The sequence below is a fragment of the Gordonia bronchialis DSM 43247 genome (assembly GCF_000024785.1).
Classification (GTDB): Bacteria; Actinomycetota; Actinomycetes; order Mycobacteriales; family Mycobacteriaceae; genus Gordonia; species Gordonia bronchialis.
Genome location: NC_013441.1, coordinates 4,814,829 through 4,830,747, shown reverse-complemented (window position 1 = coordinate 4,830,747; position 15,919 = coordinate 4,814,829). Strand labels below are relative to the sequence as shown.

The 15,919-nt window shown below is 67.8% G+C and carries 12 protein-coding genes and 1 pseudogene; 8 read left to right on the top strand and 5 right to left on the bottom strand.

The window, feature by feature from the left end; genetic code table 11:
* The first annotated feature begins 74 nt into the window (after window positions 1–74).
* Window positions 75–1,286, top strand: a complete 1,212-nt coding sequence (locus tag GBRO_RS22355; RefSeq protein ID WP_012836122.1) for an acetyl-CoA C-acetyltransferase — start codon at window positions 75–77, stop codon at window positions 1,284–1,286.
* 70 nt (window positions 1,287–1,356) lie between these two features.
* Entirely contained in the window at window positions 1,357–3,531 is a 2,175-nt protein-coding gene (locus GBRO_RS22350; protein WP_041920042.1) for a 3-hydroxyacyl-CoA dehydrogenase NAD-binding domain-containing protein, read from the top strand.
* A 125-nt stretch (window positions 3,532–3,656) separates the two neighbouring features.
* Here GBRO_RS22350 and GBRO_RS22345 read toward each other — a convergent pair whose 3' ends face one another.
* Both GBRO_RS22345 and GBRO_RS22340 read right to left on the bottom strand, forming a co-directional pair.
* Window positions 3,657–4,634, bottom strand: coding sequence for a hypothetical protein (locus GBRO_RS22345; RefSeq protein WP_012836120.1), 978 nt, complete (start codon window positions 4,632–4,634; stop codon window positions 3,657–3,659).
* A 150-nt stretch (window positions 4,635–4,784) separates the two neighbouring features.
* Window positions 4,785–5,642, bottom strand: coding sequence for an alpha/beta fold hydrolase (locus tag GBRO_RS22340; RefSeq protein WP_012836119.1), 858 nt, complete (start codon window positions 5,640–5,642; stop codon window positions 4,785–4,787).
* 186 nt (window positions 5,643–5,828) lie between these two features.
* Between GBRO_RS22340 and GBRO_RS22335 the strand changes: the two genes are divergently transcribed.
* From GBRO_RS22335 to GBRO_RS22315, 5 genes are read left to right on the top strand one after another with little or no spacing between them, the layout of a single operon-like run.
* Window positions 5,829–7,415 carry an ABC transporter substrate-binding protein gene (locus GBRO_RS22335; RefSeq protein ID WP_012836118.1) on the top strand — a complete coding sequence of 529 codons (1,587 nt, stop codon included), beginning with the start codon at window positions 5,829–5,831 and terminating at the stop codon, window positions 7,413–7,415.
* A complete protein-coding gene (locus GBRO_RS22330) occupies window positions 7,412–8,473 on the top strand; it encodes an ABC transporter permease (protein ID WP_012836117.1) in 1,062 nt (353 codons plus the stop codon). The genes GBRO_RS22335 and GBRO_RS22330 overlap by 4 nt, the downstream gene beginning before the upstream one ends.
* Window positions 8,474–8,508: 35 nt before the next feature.
* Window positions 8,509–9,327: an ABC transporter permease gene (locus tag GBRO_RS22325; protein ID WP_227892907.1), complete on the top strand. Its 819-nt coding sequence runs from the start codon at window positions 8,509–8,511 to the stop codon at window positions 9,325–9,327.
* On the top strand, window positions 9,327–10,097 hold the full coding sequence (locus tag GBRO_RS22320; RefSeq protein WP_012836115.1) for an ATP-binding cassette domain-containing protein: 771 nt from the start codon (window positions 9,327–9,329) through the stop codon (window positions 10,095–10,097). The genes GBRO_RS22325 and GBRO_RS22320 overlap by 1 nt, the downstream gene beginning before the upstream one ends.
* Window positions 10,094–10,720: an ABC transporter ATP-binding protein gene (locus tag GBRO_RS22315; protein ID WP_041920040.1), complete on the top strand. Its 627-nt coding sequence runs from the start codon at window positions 10,094–10,096 to the stop codon at window positions 10,718–10,720. The genes GBRO_RS22320 and GBRO_RS22315 overlap by 4 nt, the downstream gene beginning before the upstream one ends.
* Before the next feature lie 3 nt (window positions 10,721–10,723).
* Here the strand turns inward: GBRO_RS22315 and GBRO_RS22310 are convergent, their stop codons facing one another.
* Both GBRO_RS22310 and GBRO_RS22305 read right to left on the bottom strand, forming a co-directional pair.
* Window positions 10,724–11,698 carry a R2-like ligand-binding oxidase gene (locus GBRO_RS22310; RefSeq protein WP_012836113.1) on the bottom strand — a complete coding sequence of 325 codons (975 nt, stop codon included), beginning with the start codon at window positions 11,696–11,698 and terminating at the stop codon, window positions 10,724–10,726.
* Between the two features lie 116 nt (window positions 11,699–11,814).
* Window positions 11,815–13,953 (bottom strand): annotated as a pseudogene (locus tag GBRO_RS22305) (MMPL family transporter).
* Between the two features lie 234 nt (window positions 13,954–14,187).
* Between GBRO_RS22305 and GBRO_RS22300 the strand changes: the two are divergent.
* The gene (locus GBRO_RS22300) at window positions 14,188–15,315 is read left to right on the top strand and encodes an NDMA-dependent alcohol dehydrogenase (RefSeq protein WP_012836110.1); all 1,128 of its coding nucleotides are present in this window, start codon (window positions 14,188–14,190) and stop codon (window positions 15,313–15,315) included.
* Window positions 15,316–15,426: 111 nt separating this feature from the next.
* Here the strand turns inward: GBRO_RS22300 and GBRO_RS22295 are convergent, their stop codons facing one another.
* A complete protein-coding gene (locus GBRO_RS22295) occupies window positions 15,427–15,888 on the bottom strand; it encodes a potassium channel family protein (protein ID WP_227892906.1) in 462 nt (153 codons plus the stop codon).
* Between the last annotated feature and the right edge of the window lie 31 nt (window positions 15,889–15,919).

Here is a 15,919-nt window from a genome sequence, read left to right as displayed (position 1 = left end):
TATAGCCAAATTGGTTATTCCGCGTTAGCCTCGTGGGGTAACCAACTGGTGGTTCATGTGAAAGGAACACTAACGTGGCCGATCAAGCATTCATCTACGAGGCGATTCGTACGCCGCGTGGCAAGCAGCGTGGCGGCGCGCTGCACAGCGTCAAGCCGGTCGACCTGGCTTCCGGCGTGATCAACGAGGTCCTGGCCCGCCACGGCAGCCTGGACCCGTCCGAGGTCAACGACGTCATCCTGGGTGTGGTGTCCCCGGTCGGCGAGCAGGGCGGCGTCATCGCCCGCACCGCGGCGCTCAACAGCGGTCTGCCCGAGAACGTGCCCGGCACCCAGATCGACCGCTTCTGCGCATCGGGCCTGGAGGCCACCAACCTCGCCGCGGCCAAGGTCGCGTCGGGCTTCGACGACCTGGTCCTGGCCGGTGGCGTCGAGTCGATGTCGCGTGTGCCGATGGGCAGCGACGGCGGCGCGCTCTTCACCGACCCCACCACCGCCTACGACAATTACATCGTGCCGCAGGGCATCGGTGCCGACCTGATCGCCACCATCGAGGGCTTCAGCCGCGAAGACGTCGACGCGTTTGCCGCCGAGTCGCAGGCCCGGGCCGAGAAGGCTTGGACCAGTGGCTACTTCGCCAAGTCCGTGGTCCCGGTCCGTGACATCAACGGTGTCATCGTGCTCGACCACGACGAGCACCGTCGTCCGGGCAGCACCGTCGAGAGCCTCGGCAAGCTGAAGCCGGCATTCAAGGGCCTGGCCGACATGGCCGGATTCGACGACGTCATCCTGCAGAAGTACCCGGAGGTGGAGCGCGTCAACCACGTGCACACCGGCGGTAACAGCTCCGGCATCGTCGACGGCGCCGCAGCCGTCCTCATCGGCAGCGAGGAGGCGGGCAAGCGCAACGGCCTGACGCCGCGCGCGCGTTTCGTGTCCTTCGCGCAGATCGGCTCCGAGCCGTCCATCATGCTCACCGGCCCCACCCCGGCCACCGAGCTCGCCCTCAAGCGGGCCGGCCTGACCGTCGACGACATCGACGTCTTCGAGCTGAACGAGGCGTTCGCGTCGGTCGTCATGAAGTGGATGAAGGACCTCAAGGTTCCGCACGAGAAGGTCAACGTCAACGGTGGCGCCATCGCCATGGGCCACCCGCTCGGTGCCACCGGCGCGATGATCCTGGGCACCTGCCTCGACGAGCTCGAGCGCACCGGCGGCCGCTACGGCCTGGTCACCCTCTGCATCGGCGGCGGCATGGGTATCGCCACCGTCATCGAGCGCGTCTGACCCTTCGAGGCTCGCAAGCTCGCACCTCAGGGAGCGGGCACCACTTCACGAGAAAGAACTTTGAAAAACGATGAGTGACAACATGTTTGTGTGGGATAAGGATGCCGACGGCATCGTCGTTCTCACGATGGACGATCCGAATCAGGGCGCCAACACCATGAACGAGCTGTTCATGGAATCGGTTGCGACCACCGTCGATCGCCTGGAGGCCGAGAAGGACGACATCGCCGGTGTGGTGATCACCTCGGCCAAGAAGACCTTCTTCGCCGGTGGTGACCTGAAGGACATGACCAGCGGTCGCGGCGACGCCACCAAGGAGGAGATCGCCACCGCGATCACCGAGCGCACCAACGGCATGAAGAAGGTGCTGCGCCGGCTCGAGACCCTCGGCAAGCCGGTCGTCGCCGCCATCAACGGCGCCGCCCTCGGTGGTGGCCTCGAGATCGCGCTGCACACCCATCACCGCATCGCGGCGGACGTGAAGGGCAACCAGATCGGCCTGCCCGAGGTGACCCTGGGCCTGCTGCCCGGTGGCGGCGGCGTGGTGCGTACCGTGCGTCTGCTCGGTATCCAGAACGCGCTGATGAACGTGCTCCTGCAGGGCCAGCGGATGAACCCGACCAAGGCCAAGGAAGTCGGTGTCATCGACGAGGTCGTCGGCTCGATCGAGGAGCTGGTCCCGGCCGCCAAGGAATGGATCAAGGCCAACCCGGAAGCTGCTCAGCCGTGGGATGTCAAGGGCTACAAGATGCCCGGCGGTTCGGTGACCAACCCGTCGTTCGCGCAGACCCTGCCGGCGCTGCCGTCGTTGCTGCGCAAGCAGATCAAGGGCGCCAACATGCCGGCCCCGCGCAACATCCTGGCCGCCGCGGTCGAGGGTGCCTACGTTGACGTCGACACCGCCGACATCATCGAGACCCGCTACTTCGTGAATCTGGTGACCGGTCAGGTCGCGCAGAACATGATCAAGGCGTTCTTCTTCGACCTGCAGCACATCAACAACGGTGGCTCGCGGCCCGAGGGCATCGAGAAGTACACCGCCAAGAAGGTCGGCGTCATCGGCGCCGGCATGATGGGTGCGGCCATCGCCTACGTGTCGGCCAAGGCCGGTATCGAGGTGGTGCTCAAGGACATCGACATCGAGGCCGCCAAGCGTGGCAAGGGCTACTCGGAGAAGCTCGAGGAGAAGGCGCTCTCGCGGGGCAAGACCACGCAGGAAAAGTCCGACGCGCTGCTGGCCCGGATCACCCCGACCGTCGATCCCGAGGACTTCAAGGGCGTCGACCTCGTCATCGAGGCGGCCTTCGAGTCGGTTGAGGTGAAGCACAAGGTCTTCCAGGAGATCGAGGACATCGTCGAGCCGAACGCCATCCTGGGTTCGAACACCTCCACGCTGCCGATCACGATCCTCGCCCAGGGCGTCAAGCGCCAGGAGGACTTCATCGGCATCCACTTCTTCTCGCCGGTCGACAAGATGCCGCTGGTGGAGATCATCCGCGGTGAGAAGACCTCGGATGAGGTGCTGGCCAAGGTGATCGACTACACGCTGCAGATCCGCAAGACGCCGATCGTCGTCAACGACAGCCGTGGCTTCTTCACCAGCCGCGTCATCGGCACCTTTGTCAACGAGGCCATCGCGGCTGTCGGCGAAGGTGTGGAGCCGGCGTTCATCGAGCATGCGGGCACCCAGGCCGGTTACCCGGCCGCACCGCTGCAGCTGATGGACGAGCTGACCCTGACGCTGCCGCAGAAGATCCGCAAGGAGACCGAGGCCGCGCTGAAGGCGGAGGGCAAGTCGATCCCCGAACACGGTTCCAACGCCGTCGTCGACTGGATGGTCGAGAACGGTCGCACCGCCAAGAAGGACGGCAAGGGCTTCTACGATTACGACGAGAACGGCAAGCGCACCGGGCTGTGGCCGGGCCTGCGCGAGCAGTTCAACTCGGGCAGCACCAAGATCCCGCTGGAGGACATGAAGGAGCGCATGCTCTTCGCCGAGGCGCTCGAGACCGTGAAGTGCTTCGACGAGGGTGTGCTCACCTCCGTCCCCGACGCCAACATCGGCTCGATCTTCGGCATCGGATTCCCGGCCTGGACCGGTGGTGTCATCCAGTACATCAACCAGTACGAGGGTGGCTTGCAGGGCTTCGTCGACCGCGCCAACGACCTGGCGTCGAAGTACGGCAAGCACTTCGAGCCCCCGCAGTCGCTGGTCGACAAGGCTGCCAAGGGTGAGAAGTTCTGATCTGAGCTGATCGCTTCACACGAAGCCCCGGCCGAGTTTCCGGCCGGGGCTTTCGTTTCCCGCTTATTGCCTTCCTTCCCGCTTATTGGATCCAATAAGCGGGAAGGAAGGCAATAAGCGGGAGCTCAGGCGACCATCAGTCCGTACTTCGTCAGCCAGGGCGTCAGTTTCTCGACGACCTGGCGTTGCTCGAGCTCTGCCCAGACCCACCGCACCACCATCGCGCCCTCGCCGCGGAGATCATCCTCGCGACGCTTCTCCCGCACCACCGCATCTTCGGGTGTTTCCCCGGGTTCGAGGAGTCTGCCGTACTTGGTGAGACCGTCGAACTCGCCGATCAGCCTCTCATCCCAGTCGAAGTCGGACTCGTAGGTCTTGTCCCTGATGTGGAACTCGTGCTGGAGCCGGGGAATCGGCAGTCCCGCCTCGATCATCTGAGCTCGACTCCACGACTCGCCCACGCTCTCCGACGCGGGGTCGGACAGCAGCAGGGCTCGGCGCGCGGTCCGGACCCCGCGGCGCCGACGTCGCTCGAGGATGGTCCCAATCATCTCTGCGTCGGCGCCGGCCCGTCGGGCCTGGTCCATGACGACGAGCGCCTGGGCGAACGTCCCGCAGACGGCGACGTCGGCGGCCATGCGTTCGAGGCAGGTCACAGCGATGCCGTCGACCTCGACGACCTCGTCGGCGTCGATCGCCGCGGCATGCAGATGCCGGAACGTCTTGATCGAACCACCGCTGGGTGATCCGGTCACGAAGTGAACATGGCTGAGATCTGGCTTCAGTGAGGGGACACCTAGCACGCTCGCGGCCGACGAATGGCTCAGCGGCACATCGTCTCTGACGGTGAGCGCCGACGTCGCGGCGGCCAGGGATTTCAGCCGGTGGAGTTCCTGGCGTCCTTCGTGTCCGGCGAATCTGGTGCCGTTCTCTACGAACACGCCGGGAATCAGACGGATCAGTTCACCGCGTTTCACCGCTGCCGATAGTTCGTTGTCGCAGAAGCCGGATCCGAGCGCGGCAGTTCGCCGGATGAGGCCGTGACGGTCCACGGGATAGATACTCACAGTGATTGGACGCACCAGACGCGCGTCCGGATCCATGGATGAGAGTTGACGCAGTCCGCCGGTGTGACACACGGATTCCCGCTTATTGCCTTCCTTCCCGCTTATTGGATCCAATAAGCGGGAAGGAGATCAGTAAGCGGGAACTGACGCGGCGCGCGGTACGGCCCTGTTCGTGGTGACCGCGCCTCAGCGCGCCAGGAACGCCGCCACCGTCGCCTCGAAGGCCGCCTTGGCCTCGATCATCACCCAGTGCCCGCAGCGGGGGAAGATGTGCAACTCGGCGTCGGGGATCAGACGCATCGGCACCATCGCCATGTCCGGCGGGCTGACCCGGTCGTCGCGGCCCCAGGTGAGCAGCGTCGGGCAGGAGACCTTGTGCATCATCGCCCAGTAGGGCGCGATGTCGGCGTCGGCCAGGAACTTCTGTTGCATCTCGAAAGCCGCTGAGCCGTACATGGTTTTGGCGGTCGCCAGGGCGTCGGGGTTCATCGCGGCTTCCCAGCGTTCGGCGATGAGTTCCTCGGTGACCAGCGCCTTGTCATAGACCATCGCGTTGAGCCACCGGATCAGCTTCTCGCGGTCGGGGTCGTCGGCGAACTCCTGCAACAGGCGCAGTCCCTCGCTCGGGCTCGGGCTGTAGACGTTGGGTCCGACGCCACCGATGGTGACGAGTTTGGCGACGCGGTCGGGTTTCTTGATCGCCAGGTTGACCCCGACGACGCCGCCCATCGAATTGCCGATCATCGGGGCCGAGTCGATTCCGAGGGCGTTCATGAAGGCGATCACCGACTTCCCGGCGGTGAGCACGGGCATTCCCTCCCACGGGTCGCTGACCCCGAAGCCGGGGAACTCGAGCACGAAGCAGCGGTGGGTTTGCGCGAAGAAGCCGAGGTTGCCGCGGTAGTTACGCCAGCCGGTGACGCCCGGGCCGCTGCCGTGCAACAGGATCAGCGGCGGGGCGTCGGGGTGGCCGGCCTCGTGGTAGCGCAGGGTGCCCTGGTCGGTGCTCAGTTCGCGTCGGGTCGCGTCGAAGGTGACATCCACGCGACCAGACTAGAACGTGTTCTAATCCGCTGTCACCCCCGGGCGGCGGACCGTACTGCCTTTTCGATTCGGACAAACCCACCCATTCGGACAGTGTCCGACGGGGCCCGCGGTCGGTTACCGTGCAGGAAAGCTTCCTTGACCTGATCATATGAACAGGCCGACAGGTATATGGGTGGGGGTGGGATGACGACAACGCGATTCGCCACGGTGGTTCTCGCCGCGGTCCTGGCCGCGGCCGGCCTCGCCGCCTGCTCGTCGCAGAGCAGCGAGAACAACCAGATCGTGCTCGCCGAGGGGCAGGAACTCGGCGACTTCAATCCGATGATGGGTTACGGACAACTCGGGGTCTCACCGATCTACGAGGGACTCTTGCGGCCGCAGTCGGATACCGACGACGCGTTGCCGGCCCTGGTCCCGTCGCTGGCCGCCACCACGCCGCAGCGGATCGCGCCGCGACAGTGGCGGGTCGCGCTGCGCGAGGGTGTGACCTTCTCCGACGGGACGAGCTTTGACGCGGCGGATGTGGTGGCCACCTACCGCGCCGTGCGCGATCCGGCGGTGGCGTCGGAGATCTCCACGGACTTCGCCCCGATCGTGCGCATCGACGCCGACGGGCCGGCCGCGGTAGGGGTCACGATGAACACCGACGCCGACCCGTCGCCGTATCTGCTGCTGGGGATCGCGCCGTCGGAGCGTGTGGAGTCGGCACCGGCCGCGCAGTGGCGTCTCAACACCGCACCGGTCGGTACGGGACCGTACGCCCTGGAATCACTGGGTCCCGATCAGGCCGTGCTGGCCGTCCGCGACGACTACTGGGCCGGCCGGCCGGAGATCTCGCGCGTCGTCTACACCTACACGCCCGATGACAACACCCGCGCCCAGCGCGTCGTCGCCGACGAGGTCGACGGCGCGAATCTGCCTCCCGCACTGATCGGTTCACTCGCCAACCGGGACGGCATCGAGGTGAGTTCGGTGAAATCGGCCGATTGGCGCGGGGTCTCGTTGCCCTCGGGTAACGCCTTCACCGCCGACGTCGTCGCCCGGCAGGCGATGAACCTCGGCGTGGACCGCGACGCCATCGTCGCCGACGTCCTGCGCGGGCACGGCGCACCCGCGAGCACCCCGATCGCCGAAGTGTACGGCGCCGCATACGAACCCGCGGCTCAGTTCGCCTTCGACCGCGCGCGGGCGACGATGCTGCTCGACGGTGCGGGCTGGCGTCCGGGCCCTGATGGCATCCGAACCAAGAACGGCAGCCGGGCCGAGTTCACCCTGCTCTACAACGCGTCGGACTCGCTGCGGCGCGACCTCGCCGTCGCCTTCGCGACGGCCATGAAACCGATTGGTGTGCAGGTGAATCCGCGCGGCAGCAGCTGGGACGAGATCGACACCCGACTGACCGCCGACGCGGTCCTGCTCGGCGGCGGCGCCACTCCCTACAGCATCGATTCGCAGGTCTACGACACCCTGCATACGCGGGTGCCCGACTCGTCGCCGTACTCCAACCCCGGCAACTTCACCGCGCCGGGACTCGACGGGTTGCTCGACGAATCCCGCGTCGCCGCACCGGGCCCGGCCAACGACAAACGCTATCGGCAGATCCAACGCACCTATGTGGCCGCGCCGTCGGCGGTGTTCCTGGCCTTCCTGCACCACACCTACGCCATGCGTGATACCGGCTGGAGTTCGAGTTCGCCGATCCTGGAACCCCATTCGCACGGCGTTGCGTGGGGGCCGTGGTGGAATCTGCCGGGTTGGCGGCGATCATGACCATCGAGGAGACCACGCGCCTCATCGCCGAGACCCCGCCGGCGATCGATCGGGTGGCCCGCGACGCGAACCGCCGGCCCGGCAGGGGTGCGCGGGCACTTCGGCTCCTGGGCCGCCGCCTGCTCCTCGCGGTCCCGACCATCGGTCTGGTGTCGCTGGGAATCTTTGCGCTGGCCGCGATCTCACCCTTCGACCCGCTCGTCGCGCACCTCGGTGACAACTATCAGAGCGCCACCCCGTCACAGCGCGAGGCCATCCGCGACGCCTATCAACTCGACCAGAACTGGCTGCACGCCTGGTGGAACTGGTGCGGTGGGGTGTTCACCGGCGACCTCGGCTGGTCGTCAACGCAGTCGCTGCCGGTGGCCGATGTTCTGGCGCAACGACTTCCGTTCACCTTCGGGCTCTCGCTGGCGGCGCTGCTCGCGGCCACCGTCATCTCCGTCGGGTCGGGTGCGGTGATCGGGATGCGCCGCGGCGGATGGCTGGACCGTCTCTGCACCACGGCGGCGGGGGGACTGGCGGCCACCCCGCCGTTCGTGGTGTCGCTGGTCCTGGTGAGTGTCTTCGCCGTCGGCCTGGGCGCGTTTCCCACCTCGGGCGCCCGACGCCCGGGCGACGACTACACCCTGGACGGCGTGCTCACCCATGCCGTGCTGCCGTTCATCGCGCTGACCGTCTCGCTGATCCCGTGGCTGCTGCTGTCCATGCGGGCGGCCGTCGTCGACGCCGTCGACTCCGACGCGGTGGCCGGTGCCCGGGCCCGCGGGATCGGCGGGTGGCGTCTGCTGCGTGGACACGTCGCGCCGGTGTCGGTGCTGCCGACCCTCGCGCTGCTGGGCACCCGGCTGCCGGAACTGATCGCCGGCGCGGCCATCGTCGAGACCGTCTTCGGCTGGCCGGGACTGGCCGAAGCGCTGGTGGATTCGGCGGTGGCCCTGGACTTTCCGCTGATGGCCGCACTGTCGGTGGGGTCGGCTGCACTGGTCCTGGCCGGATCGGCGCTCTCCGACGCCGCCGCCGTCTGGATCGATCCGCGGATCGGGCTGACCGCATGACCGCGCACCTGAGCACACCGCCCGCCCAACCGTGGATGCGCGTGACGGCCTGGCTGCGGTGGTCGTGGCCGTGGGTCTTGCTGCTGGTGATCGCGACAACGGCGCTGGCCGTGCCGTGGCTGGCCGGCGAGCAGAGCGCCGACTTCGCCGCGGCATTGCGCGCACCGGGGTCGGGTGCGGTGCTGGGCACCGATCATTCCGGCTACGACCTCGGGGTGCGCACCGCGCAGGGGCTGCGCATCTCGCTGGTGATGGCGGCGGTGTGCGCGGTGGTGTCCACCGTCATCGGCCTGGTCATCGGCATCGGTGCGGCGATGGCCGGCGGGTGGCTCGACGCACTGGTGATGCGGGCCGTCGACGCGGTCAACGCGCTGCCGCATCTGGTGCTCGGCGTCGTGATCGCCGCGATGTGGCGAGGTGAGCCGGTGGCCATCGTCGCGTCGATCGCGCTCACCCACTGGCCCGCGGTGGCCCGGGTGGTGCGCGCCGAACTGCTCGCCACGCGATCGGCCGGGTGGATCGAGATGGCACATCTGGCGGGCGCGACGCGCACCTTCATCGCGACCCGGCATCTGCTGCCCGCGGTCACCGGGCAGGCGCTGGTGGCGATGACGGTGCTGCTGCCGCACGCGGTGTGGCACGAGACCACCCTGTCGTTCCTCGGTGTCGGTCTGTCCCCGGACGCGGCGAGTCTCGGCACACTGCTCGGGCAGGCACGCGGGGATGTGCTGACCGGCGCGTGGTGGACACTTGTGGTGCCCGGCGTCGCGCTCATCGTGACGGCACTGGCGTGTATGGCTGCCGGATCCACGCTGCGCAGGCGGATGGCGCCGCCGACCGGGGAGGTGTGGTGATGCGCGTCGCCGTGCAATCGCTGACCGTCGACATCGCGACCCGACGTGGCCGCCGACCGGATCCGGTGCGGGTGCTGTCCGACGTCGATCTCACCCTCGAGCCCGGTGCCGTCACCGCCCTGATCGGGGAATCCGGCTGCGGCAAGTCGATGATCGCGAACGCGCTGACCGGGATGCTGCCACCCGGGTCGCGCGCCACCGGCCGGATCGTGCTCGGCGACCGCACGCTGACCGCCGATGACCCCGCCTGGCCGTCGACCCGGGGCCGCGTCGTCGGGCTGGTCCCGCAGTCGGCGGCGACGTCGTTCACGCCGGTCCGTACCCTCGGCGATCAGCTCGACGAGATCATCGACGAGCTGTCGGGGCCGTCGAGCACGACGCAACTCTGTGCCCGGGCGGCGCTGCCCACCTCGGCGTTGTCGCTGTACCCGCATGAGATCTCCGGCGGTATGGCACAACGCGCCGCGCTGGCCGCCGCGCTCGCCGGGGACCCGCCGCTGATCGTCGCCGACGAACCGACGTCGGCCCTCGACCCCGATCTGGCCGACCACGTGTGGGACCTCTTCGCCGGGCTCGCGGCGGCGGGCACCACGGTGCTGATGATCACCCACGACCTCGACGCGTTGCTCGCCGCCGACGCGTGCGCGTCGATCGCGGTGATGCGCGAGGGACGCATCCTCACCCAGGACCGGCCCGACGCCGTGACGTCGTCCGCAGATCCCTACGTCGCCGCGTTCTTCCGGCCGATCACCGCCGGGGTGACGCGATGAGCCCGCTGATGGAGGTACGCGGCCTCGGCGTCGAGCTGGGCGGTCGGCTCATCGTCGACGACCTCGACCTGCAGGCGCGACCCGGTCGGGTGACCGGACTCGTCGGCCCGTCGGGCAGCGGGAAGACGACCATCCTGCGGGCGTTGGCCGGGCTGATCCCGGCGTCGTCCGGCAGCGTCGTCCACACCGCTCGCCGTGACGGGATCGCGATGATGGCCCAGCACCCGCGACAGGTGTGCAACCCGCGCTGGACGTTGCGGCGCATCGTTGTCGAACCGGCGGTCGTCGCCGGCCGCTCCGCCGACGCCGAAGCGGTCGCACGCCGCGTCGGCCTCGATCCGGACCTGCTCGACCGGTACCCGGGTCAGGTCAGCGACGGGCAGCTGCAGCGCGCCTGCCTGGCGCGACTGACCGTGCAGGCACCCGACATCGTGCTCGCCGACGAACCGACGGCCATGCTCGACCCGGTGTCGGCGCAGGCGGTGATCGAAGTGATCGCCGACCTCGCCGCGGCCGGTGCCGGGGTGGTGCTGGTCAGCCACCATCGCGGCCTCGTGCGGGTGTTCTGCGACGAGGTGATCGACCTCGGTTACCGCGAGCCCGCCGGTAGCGCCGGCGCGTAGCCGTCAGGACCCGAGCGCGGCGGAGTCCTCCTCGCCGAAGACGTCTTCGAGGGCCTCGGGGGAATGGTCGTACTCGACCTGCTCGACGGTGAGGCCGCGGGCACTGCCGATCGCGTCGAGCCGACGGCGGCTGCGGTCGGCGGCATAGGCGATGAACTCCGCGGTCGAGAGGTCGAAGGGCAGGGGGGCGAACTCGCCGTCGAGCCAGTTGATCATGCCCAGGGCGAGTGGCATGAGCTCGCTCATCCGGGTGACCGCGACGTCGGCCAGCGCGTCGTCGGCGGCCACGAGCCGCCGGCAGGTGTAGGTGCCCCAGGCCATGTGGCGTCGCTCGTCGGTGCTGATCATGCGGATCAGGGTGCGCATGCCGGGCAGGATGCCGTAGGCCGAGCAGATTCGCTGCAACATGCGGTGGCCGGTGCAGGCCAGCGTCCCGCCGATCACCTGGTGGAAGGTGATCACGGCGCGGATCTGGTTCTCCGGCGAGGGGTCGGTTTCCATCCGGCGCAGTGCGGCCGGCAACTCCTCGACGATCAGCTGCCGGTAGAACGGATTGGTGTCGAGCACCGGGTTGAGGTCGTCGACGAGGCCCGCCGCGTCCATCCACAGCCGGAAGACCTCGGTGTGTTTGGCCTTCTCGAATGCCACCTGGGACAGGTACATCTCGTCGCCGAGTCGTCCGTCGGCGGCGGCCGCCTGGCCGAACGGCTGGACATCGCGGGTCACCGCCTCCTCACCCGCGCAGATCTGGGCGACGAGATAGGTGACGAAGCGCCGCTCGTCGTCGCGCATCTCCCGCCAGTCGAGCGCGTCGGTGGAGAAGTCGATGCCGCGCGGGTCCCAGAACCGGGCGTTGCCGGTCACGAACAGGTGCAGACCGAACTCGTCCCAGTCGAGTCCCCCACGGCGCAGCGAGGCGAAGTCCTCGCGGCCGTCCCCGGCGCGCTGCCTGGAGTGGTGGTGCTCGACGAGACTCATGGGAACCAGCTAACGATCATTCGGGGGTGATGGAATGACGCTAACCCGTTGCCAGCGTCAACGGTATTGAATTCGGTGAACTCTCAGGTTCGGTTGAGCAACAGCGGCAGTCATCGTCAAACCTCTTGCGGTACAGGCTTTTCGGTGTCCTTGCGGGCCAAGGCGCTCGGCCACCAGATGCGTCTGCCGATCTCGAGGGTCAACGCCGGCACGAGCAGCGTGCGGACGATCAGGGCGTCGACGAGGACGCCGAAGGCCACCAGGAAGGCAACCTGCACCAGGAACAGCAGCGGCAACACGGCCAGGGCGGCGAAGGTCGCGGCCAGCACCACACCCGCGGAGGTGATCACGCCGCCGGTCGCGGTCAGCCCGCGGATCATGCCGTCGCGGGTGCCGTGCCGGATCGACTCCTCGCGCACGCGGGTCATCAGGAAGATGTTGTAGTCGATGCCCAGCGCGACGAGGAACACGAAGGCGAACAGCGGCACCACCGGGTCGGCACCGGGGAAACCGAACGGACCGTTGAACAGCAGGGCCGCCACCCCGACGGTGGTGGCGAAGCTCAGGACCGTGGTGGCCAGCAGCAGCACCGGCGCGACGATGCTGCGCAGCAGCAGCATGAGGATCGCCAGGACCACGAGCAGCACGACCGGGATGATCAGGTTGCGATCGTGGATCGCCGTGGTGCGGGTGTCCAGGTCGATCGCGGTGGTACCGCCGACCTGCGCGTCGGCCCCGGGGACCGGGTGCACGGCGTCGCGGATGCGCTCGACGGTGTCCTGGGCGGCCAACGATTCGGCGTTGTCGGTGAGGGTGGCCTGGATGGCCACGCGACCCTCGTGCACCACCGGTGTGCCGTCCTTCTCCAGGATGGTGGCCTCGCCGACGCCGTCGATGCCGCGCGTGGCGTCGAGGACCGCCGGTGCACTCTGTTGGCTGGTGATGATCCAGGTGGGGGAGCCGGACCCGGCGTCGAAGTGCGCGGCCTGGATCTCGGCGCCCTCCACGGAGTCGACGCTGCCCAGGAAGAAGTCGGTGGCGGCGATGCCGTCGGCCTTGAAGGTCGGCGCGAATGCGGCGCCCACCAGCAGCACGATGAGCGTGCCGATCCAGATCGCCCGCGGACGGGCGGCCACCCGCTCGGCGATGCGGCGCCAGAACCGGTGCGTGGTTCCGCTCTAGATGTCGGCGTCCGGCTGGTAGCGAGGACGCAGCGGCCAGAAGGCCACCCGGCCGAGCAGCGCGAGAGCCGCGGGCAGGAACGTCATCGACGCCAGGAACGACGCGGCGATGCCGATCGCGGCGACCGGTCCCAGACTGCGGTTGGAGTTCAGGTCACTGAGCAGCAGACACAGCACACCGGCGATGACGGTTCCGGCCGACGCGGCGACCGGTTCGATGGTGGCCAGCCACGCTCGGCGTAACGCCGGCCACGTCTGCTCGGTGGTGATCAGTTCCTCCCGGAACCGGGAGACCAGAAGCAGCGCATAGTCGGTCGCCGCACCGAACACGAGGATGAACAGGATGCCCTGACTCTGCCCGTTGAGTTCCAGCGCGCCCTGTTTGGTCAGGAAGTAGACCGCGCCGGAGGCCAGCGACAGCGCGAAGACCGCGGAGATGATGACCACGAACGGCAGGATCGGGCTGCGGTAGACGACGATCAGGATGAGGATCACCACCGAGCCGGCCACCAGCAGCAAAATGCCGTCGATGCCGCTGAACGCCTCTCCGAGGTCGGCGACCTGACCGGCCGGACCGGTCACCTTGACCGTCAGGCCGGCCGGTGGCTGGGCCAGCGCGTCACGCAGCTTCTCCACGGTGTCGGCGGGTTCGCCGGCGGTGGAGATCGGCACGAACATCTGGGCGGCCTGCCCGTCCTGCGACCGGACCGGCGGCGAGAACGCCGGACCAAATCCCTCGGTACCGGCCAGCGGCGCGATGCTGCGCGTCAGGTAGTCCAGATCGGCCGGGGTGAGGCCGGCGGTGCGCTCGGCGATGATCACCGCCGGCAGGAATTCGGTGTCCTGGCAGTTGGCGAGCTGATCGTTGACCTGCGTCGACTCCGCCGACACGGGCAGGAATGCCGAGTTGTCGTTGGTCGACACCGACGACAACTTGCCCGCGAAGGGCCCGGCGACACCGCCGATGACGAGCCAGCCGAGAAGGACGACGGCGGGGATGATCCACCGCCATGCGCGTCGGCGTCGGGGTGAGGGTGATGGGTTCTGGGACGTCGTGTTCGCGGCCGTCGGCATGGAGTCATCGTTACATGGCGCAGGAGTCGGCGAAGTCGGGTGCACGGACGTTGTTCGGAGCTCGGACGGCTTGGATCGGTCCGGCCCCGAGAATCGGTGAAACGTCTGCATAAAAACGTCCCTTTAGGCACGATGTGATCTGCATCGCATAAGCGCATCGCCATGGTTGCGTGCGCGCTGTCGGCAACCGCGCCGGACGGGGATCGTGCGAAGCAGCGACCGAAGGAGCTGGAGATGAAGACGAAGGGCGCCATCCTGCGTGGGCCGGGACAGCCGTGGCAGATCGAGGAGTTCGAACTCGGTGACCCGGTGGCGGGTGAGGTTCAGGTCAAGCTCGTCAGTTCCGGGCTGTGTCACTCCGATCATCACCTGCGCACCGGTGACAGTCCGGCGCCGATGCCCGTGCTCGGCGGGCACGAGGGTGCCGGTGTCGTGCAGAAGGTGGGCCCCGGCGTCACCCGGCTGAAGGAGGGCGACCACGTGGTGACCGCCTTCATCCCCGCCTGCGGTGTCTGCGATCCCTGCTCGCGTGGTGACCAGAACTTCTGCGACGAGGGGGCGCGACTGCTGACCGGTCTGGCGATCTCCGATGACACGCACCGGTGCCACACCTCCGACGGGGAGGGGCTGACGCAGATGTGTCTGCTGGGCACCTTCGCGCCGTACATCACGGTCAACGAGGCGTCCCTGGTCAAGATCGAGGACGACATCCCGCTCAAGGAGGCGGCGCTGCTCGGCTGTGGTGTGGCGACCGGCTGGGGTTCGGCGGTGGAGATCGGTGGGACGCACGCCGGCGACATCGTCGTCGTCGTCGGTGTGGGTGGCGTGGGCATCAACTCCGTTCAGGGTGCGGCCGCGGCCGGTGCGCGCATCGTCGCCGCCGTCGACCCGGTGCCGTTCAAACGGCAGATGGCCGAGAAACTGGGCGCGACACACACTTTCGAGTCGATGGAGGACGCGCTGCCGGTCCTCGGTGAGATCAGCTGGGGCAAGATGGCCAACACCACCATCCTCACCGTCGGTGAGATCGACGGCTCGATGATCGCTCCCGCCCTCGCCCTCACCGGTAAGGGTGGGCAGGTGATCGTCACCGGCATGGGCAACTTCGCGTCGATGGATGCGCAGATGAACCTCTTCGAGCTGACGCTGCTGCAGAAGCGGGTGCAGGGTGCCATCTTCGGTGGGGCCAGCCCGCGTACCCAGGTGCCCAATCTGCTCAACGAGTACCGTGCGGGCAAGCTCAACCTGGGCGACCTGGTCACCAACACCTACCGTCTCGACCAGATCAACGAGGCCTACGACGACATGCTGGCGGGCAACAACATTCGCGGCATGATCGTCTACGAGGACGGGGACTACTGAGCCCGCGCCGCTGAGTCTCCACCCGGCTCCGGGAGCAGTCTGCTGCTCCCGGAGTCCTTTTCTGCGCAGGGTGGTGGCGGCTCGACGAGTGGATGGGGCGGCTCGATTCGCTCAGCGCCGGACCCGGGCGTTGACAAGGAGATTGAGGAAGCGGATGCCGAGACCCAGGAGGATCAGGGTGCTTCCCATCTGGATCGACACGGCGATGCGTGCGCCCTGGGAGTCGGCGGCGATGTCGCCGAAACCCGTTGTGGTGAACACGGTCAGGCAGAAGTAGAGCGAGTCGACGCGGGTGAGTTGCTCGTTGAAGCTGCCGGTGTCGTACTCGGAGAACAGGAAATAGGTGGTGGCGAAGGCCACGATGTAGAAGCTCGCCAAGGCGACCAGCATTTCCATCGCTGTCGCCACCGGGTGTTTGGACCGGATGAAGTGGCGTACCTCGTAGGCGCAGAACGAGGCGAGCAGTACTGCGCCGATGAGCAGGCCGATGATGTTGACGTCGCTGGCCTTGTTGATCGGCAGACCGAAATAGCCGACGAGCAACAGCACTGCTGCGGCGAGTGGCCGCACCAGGGCCTTGGCAACCTCGCGCCGGGTCGGGCGG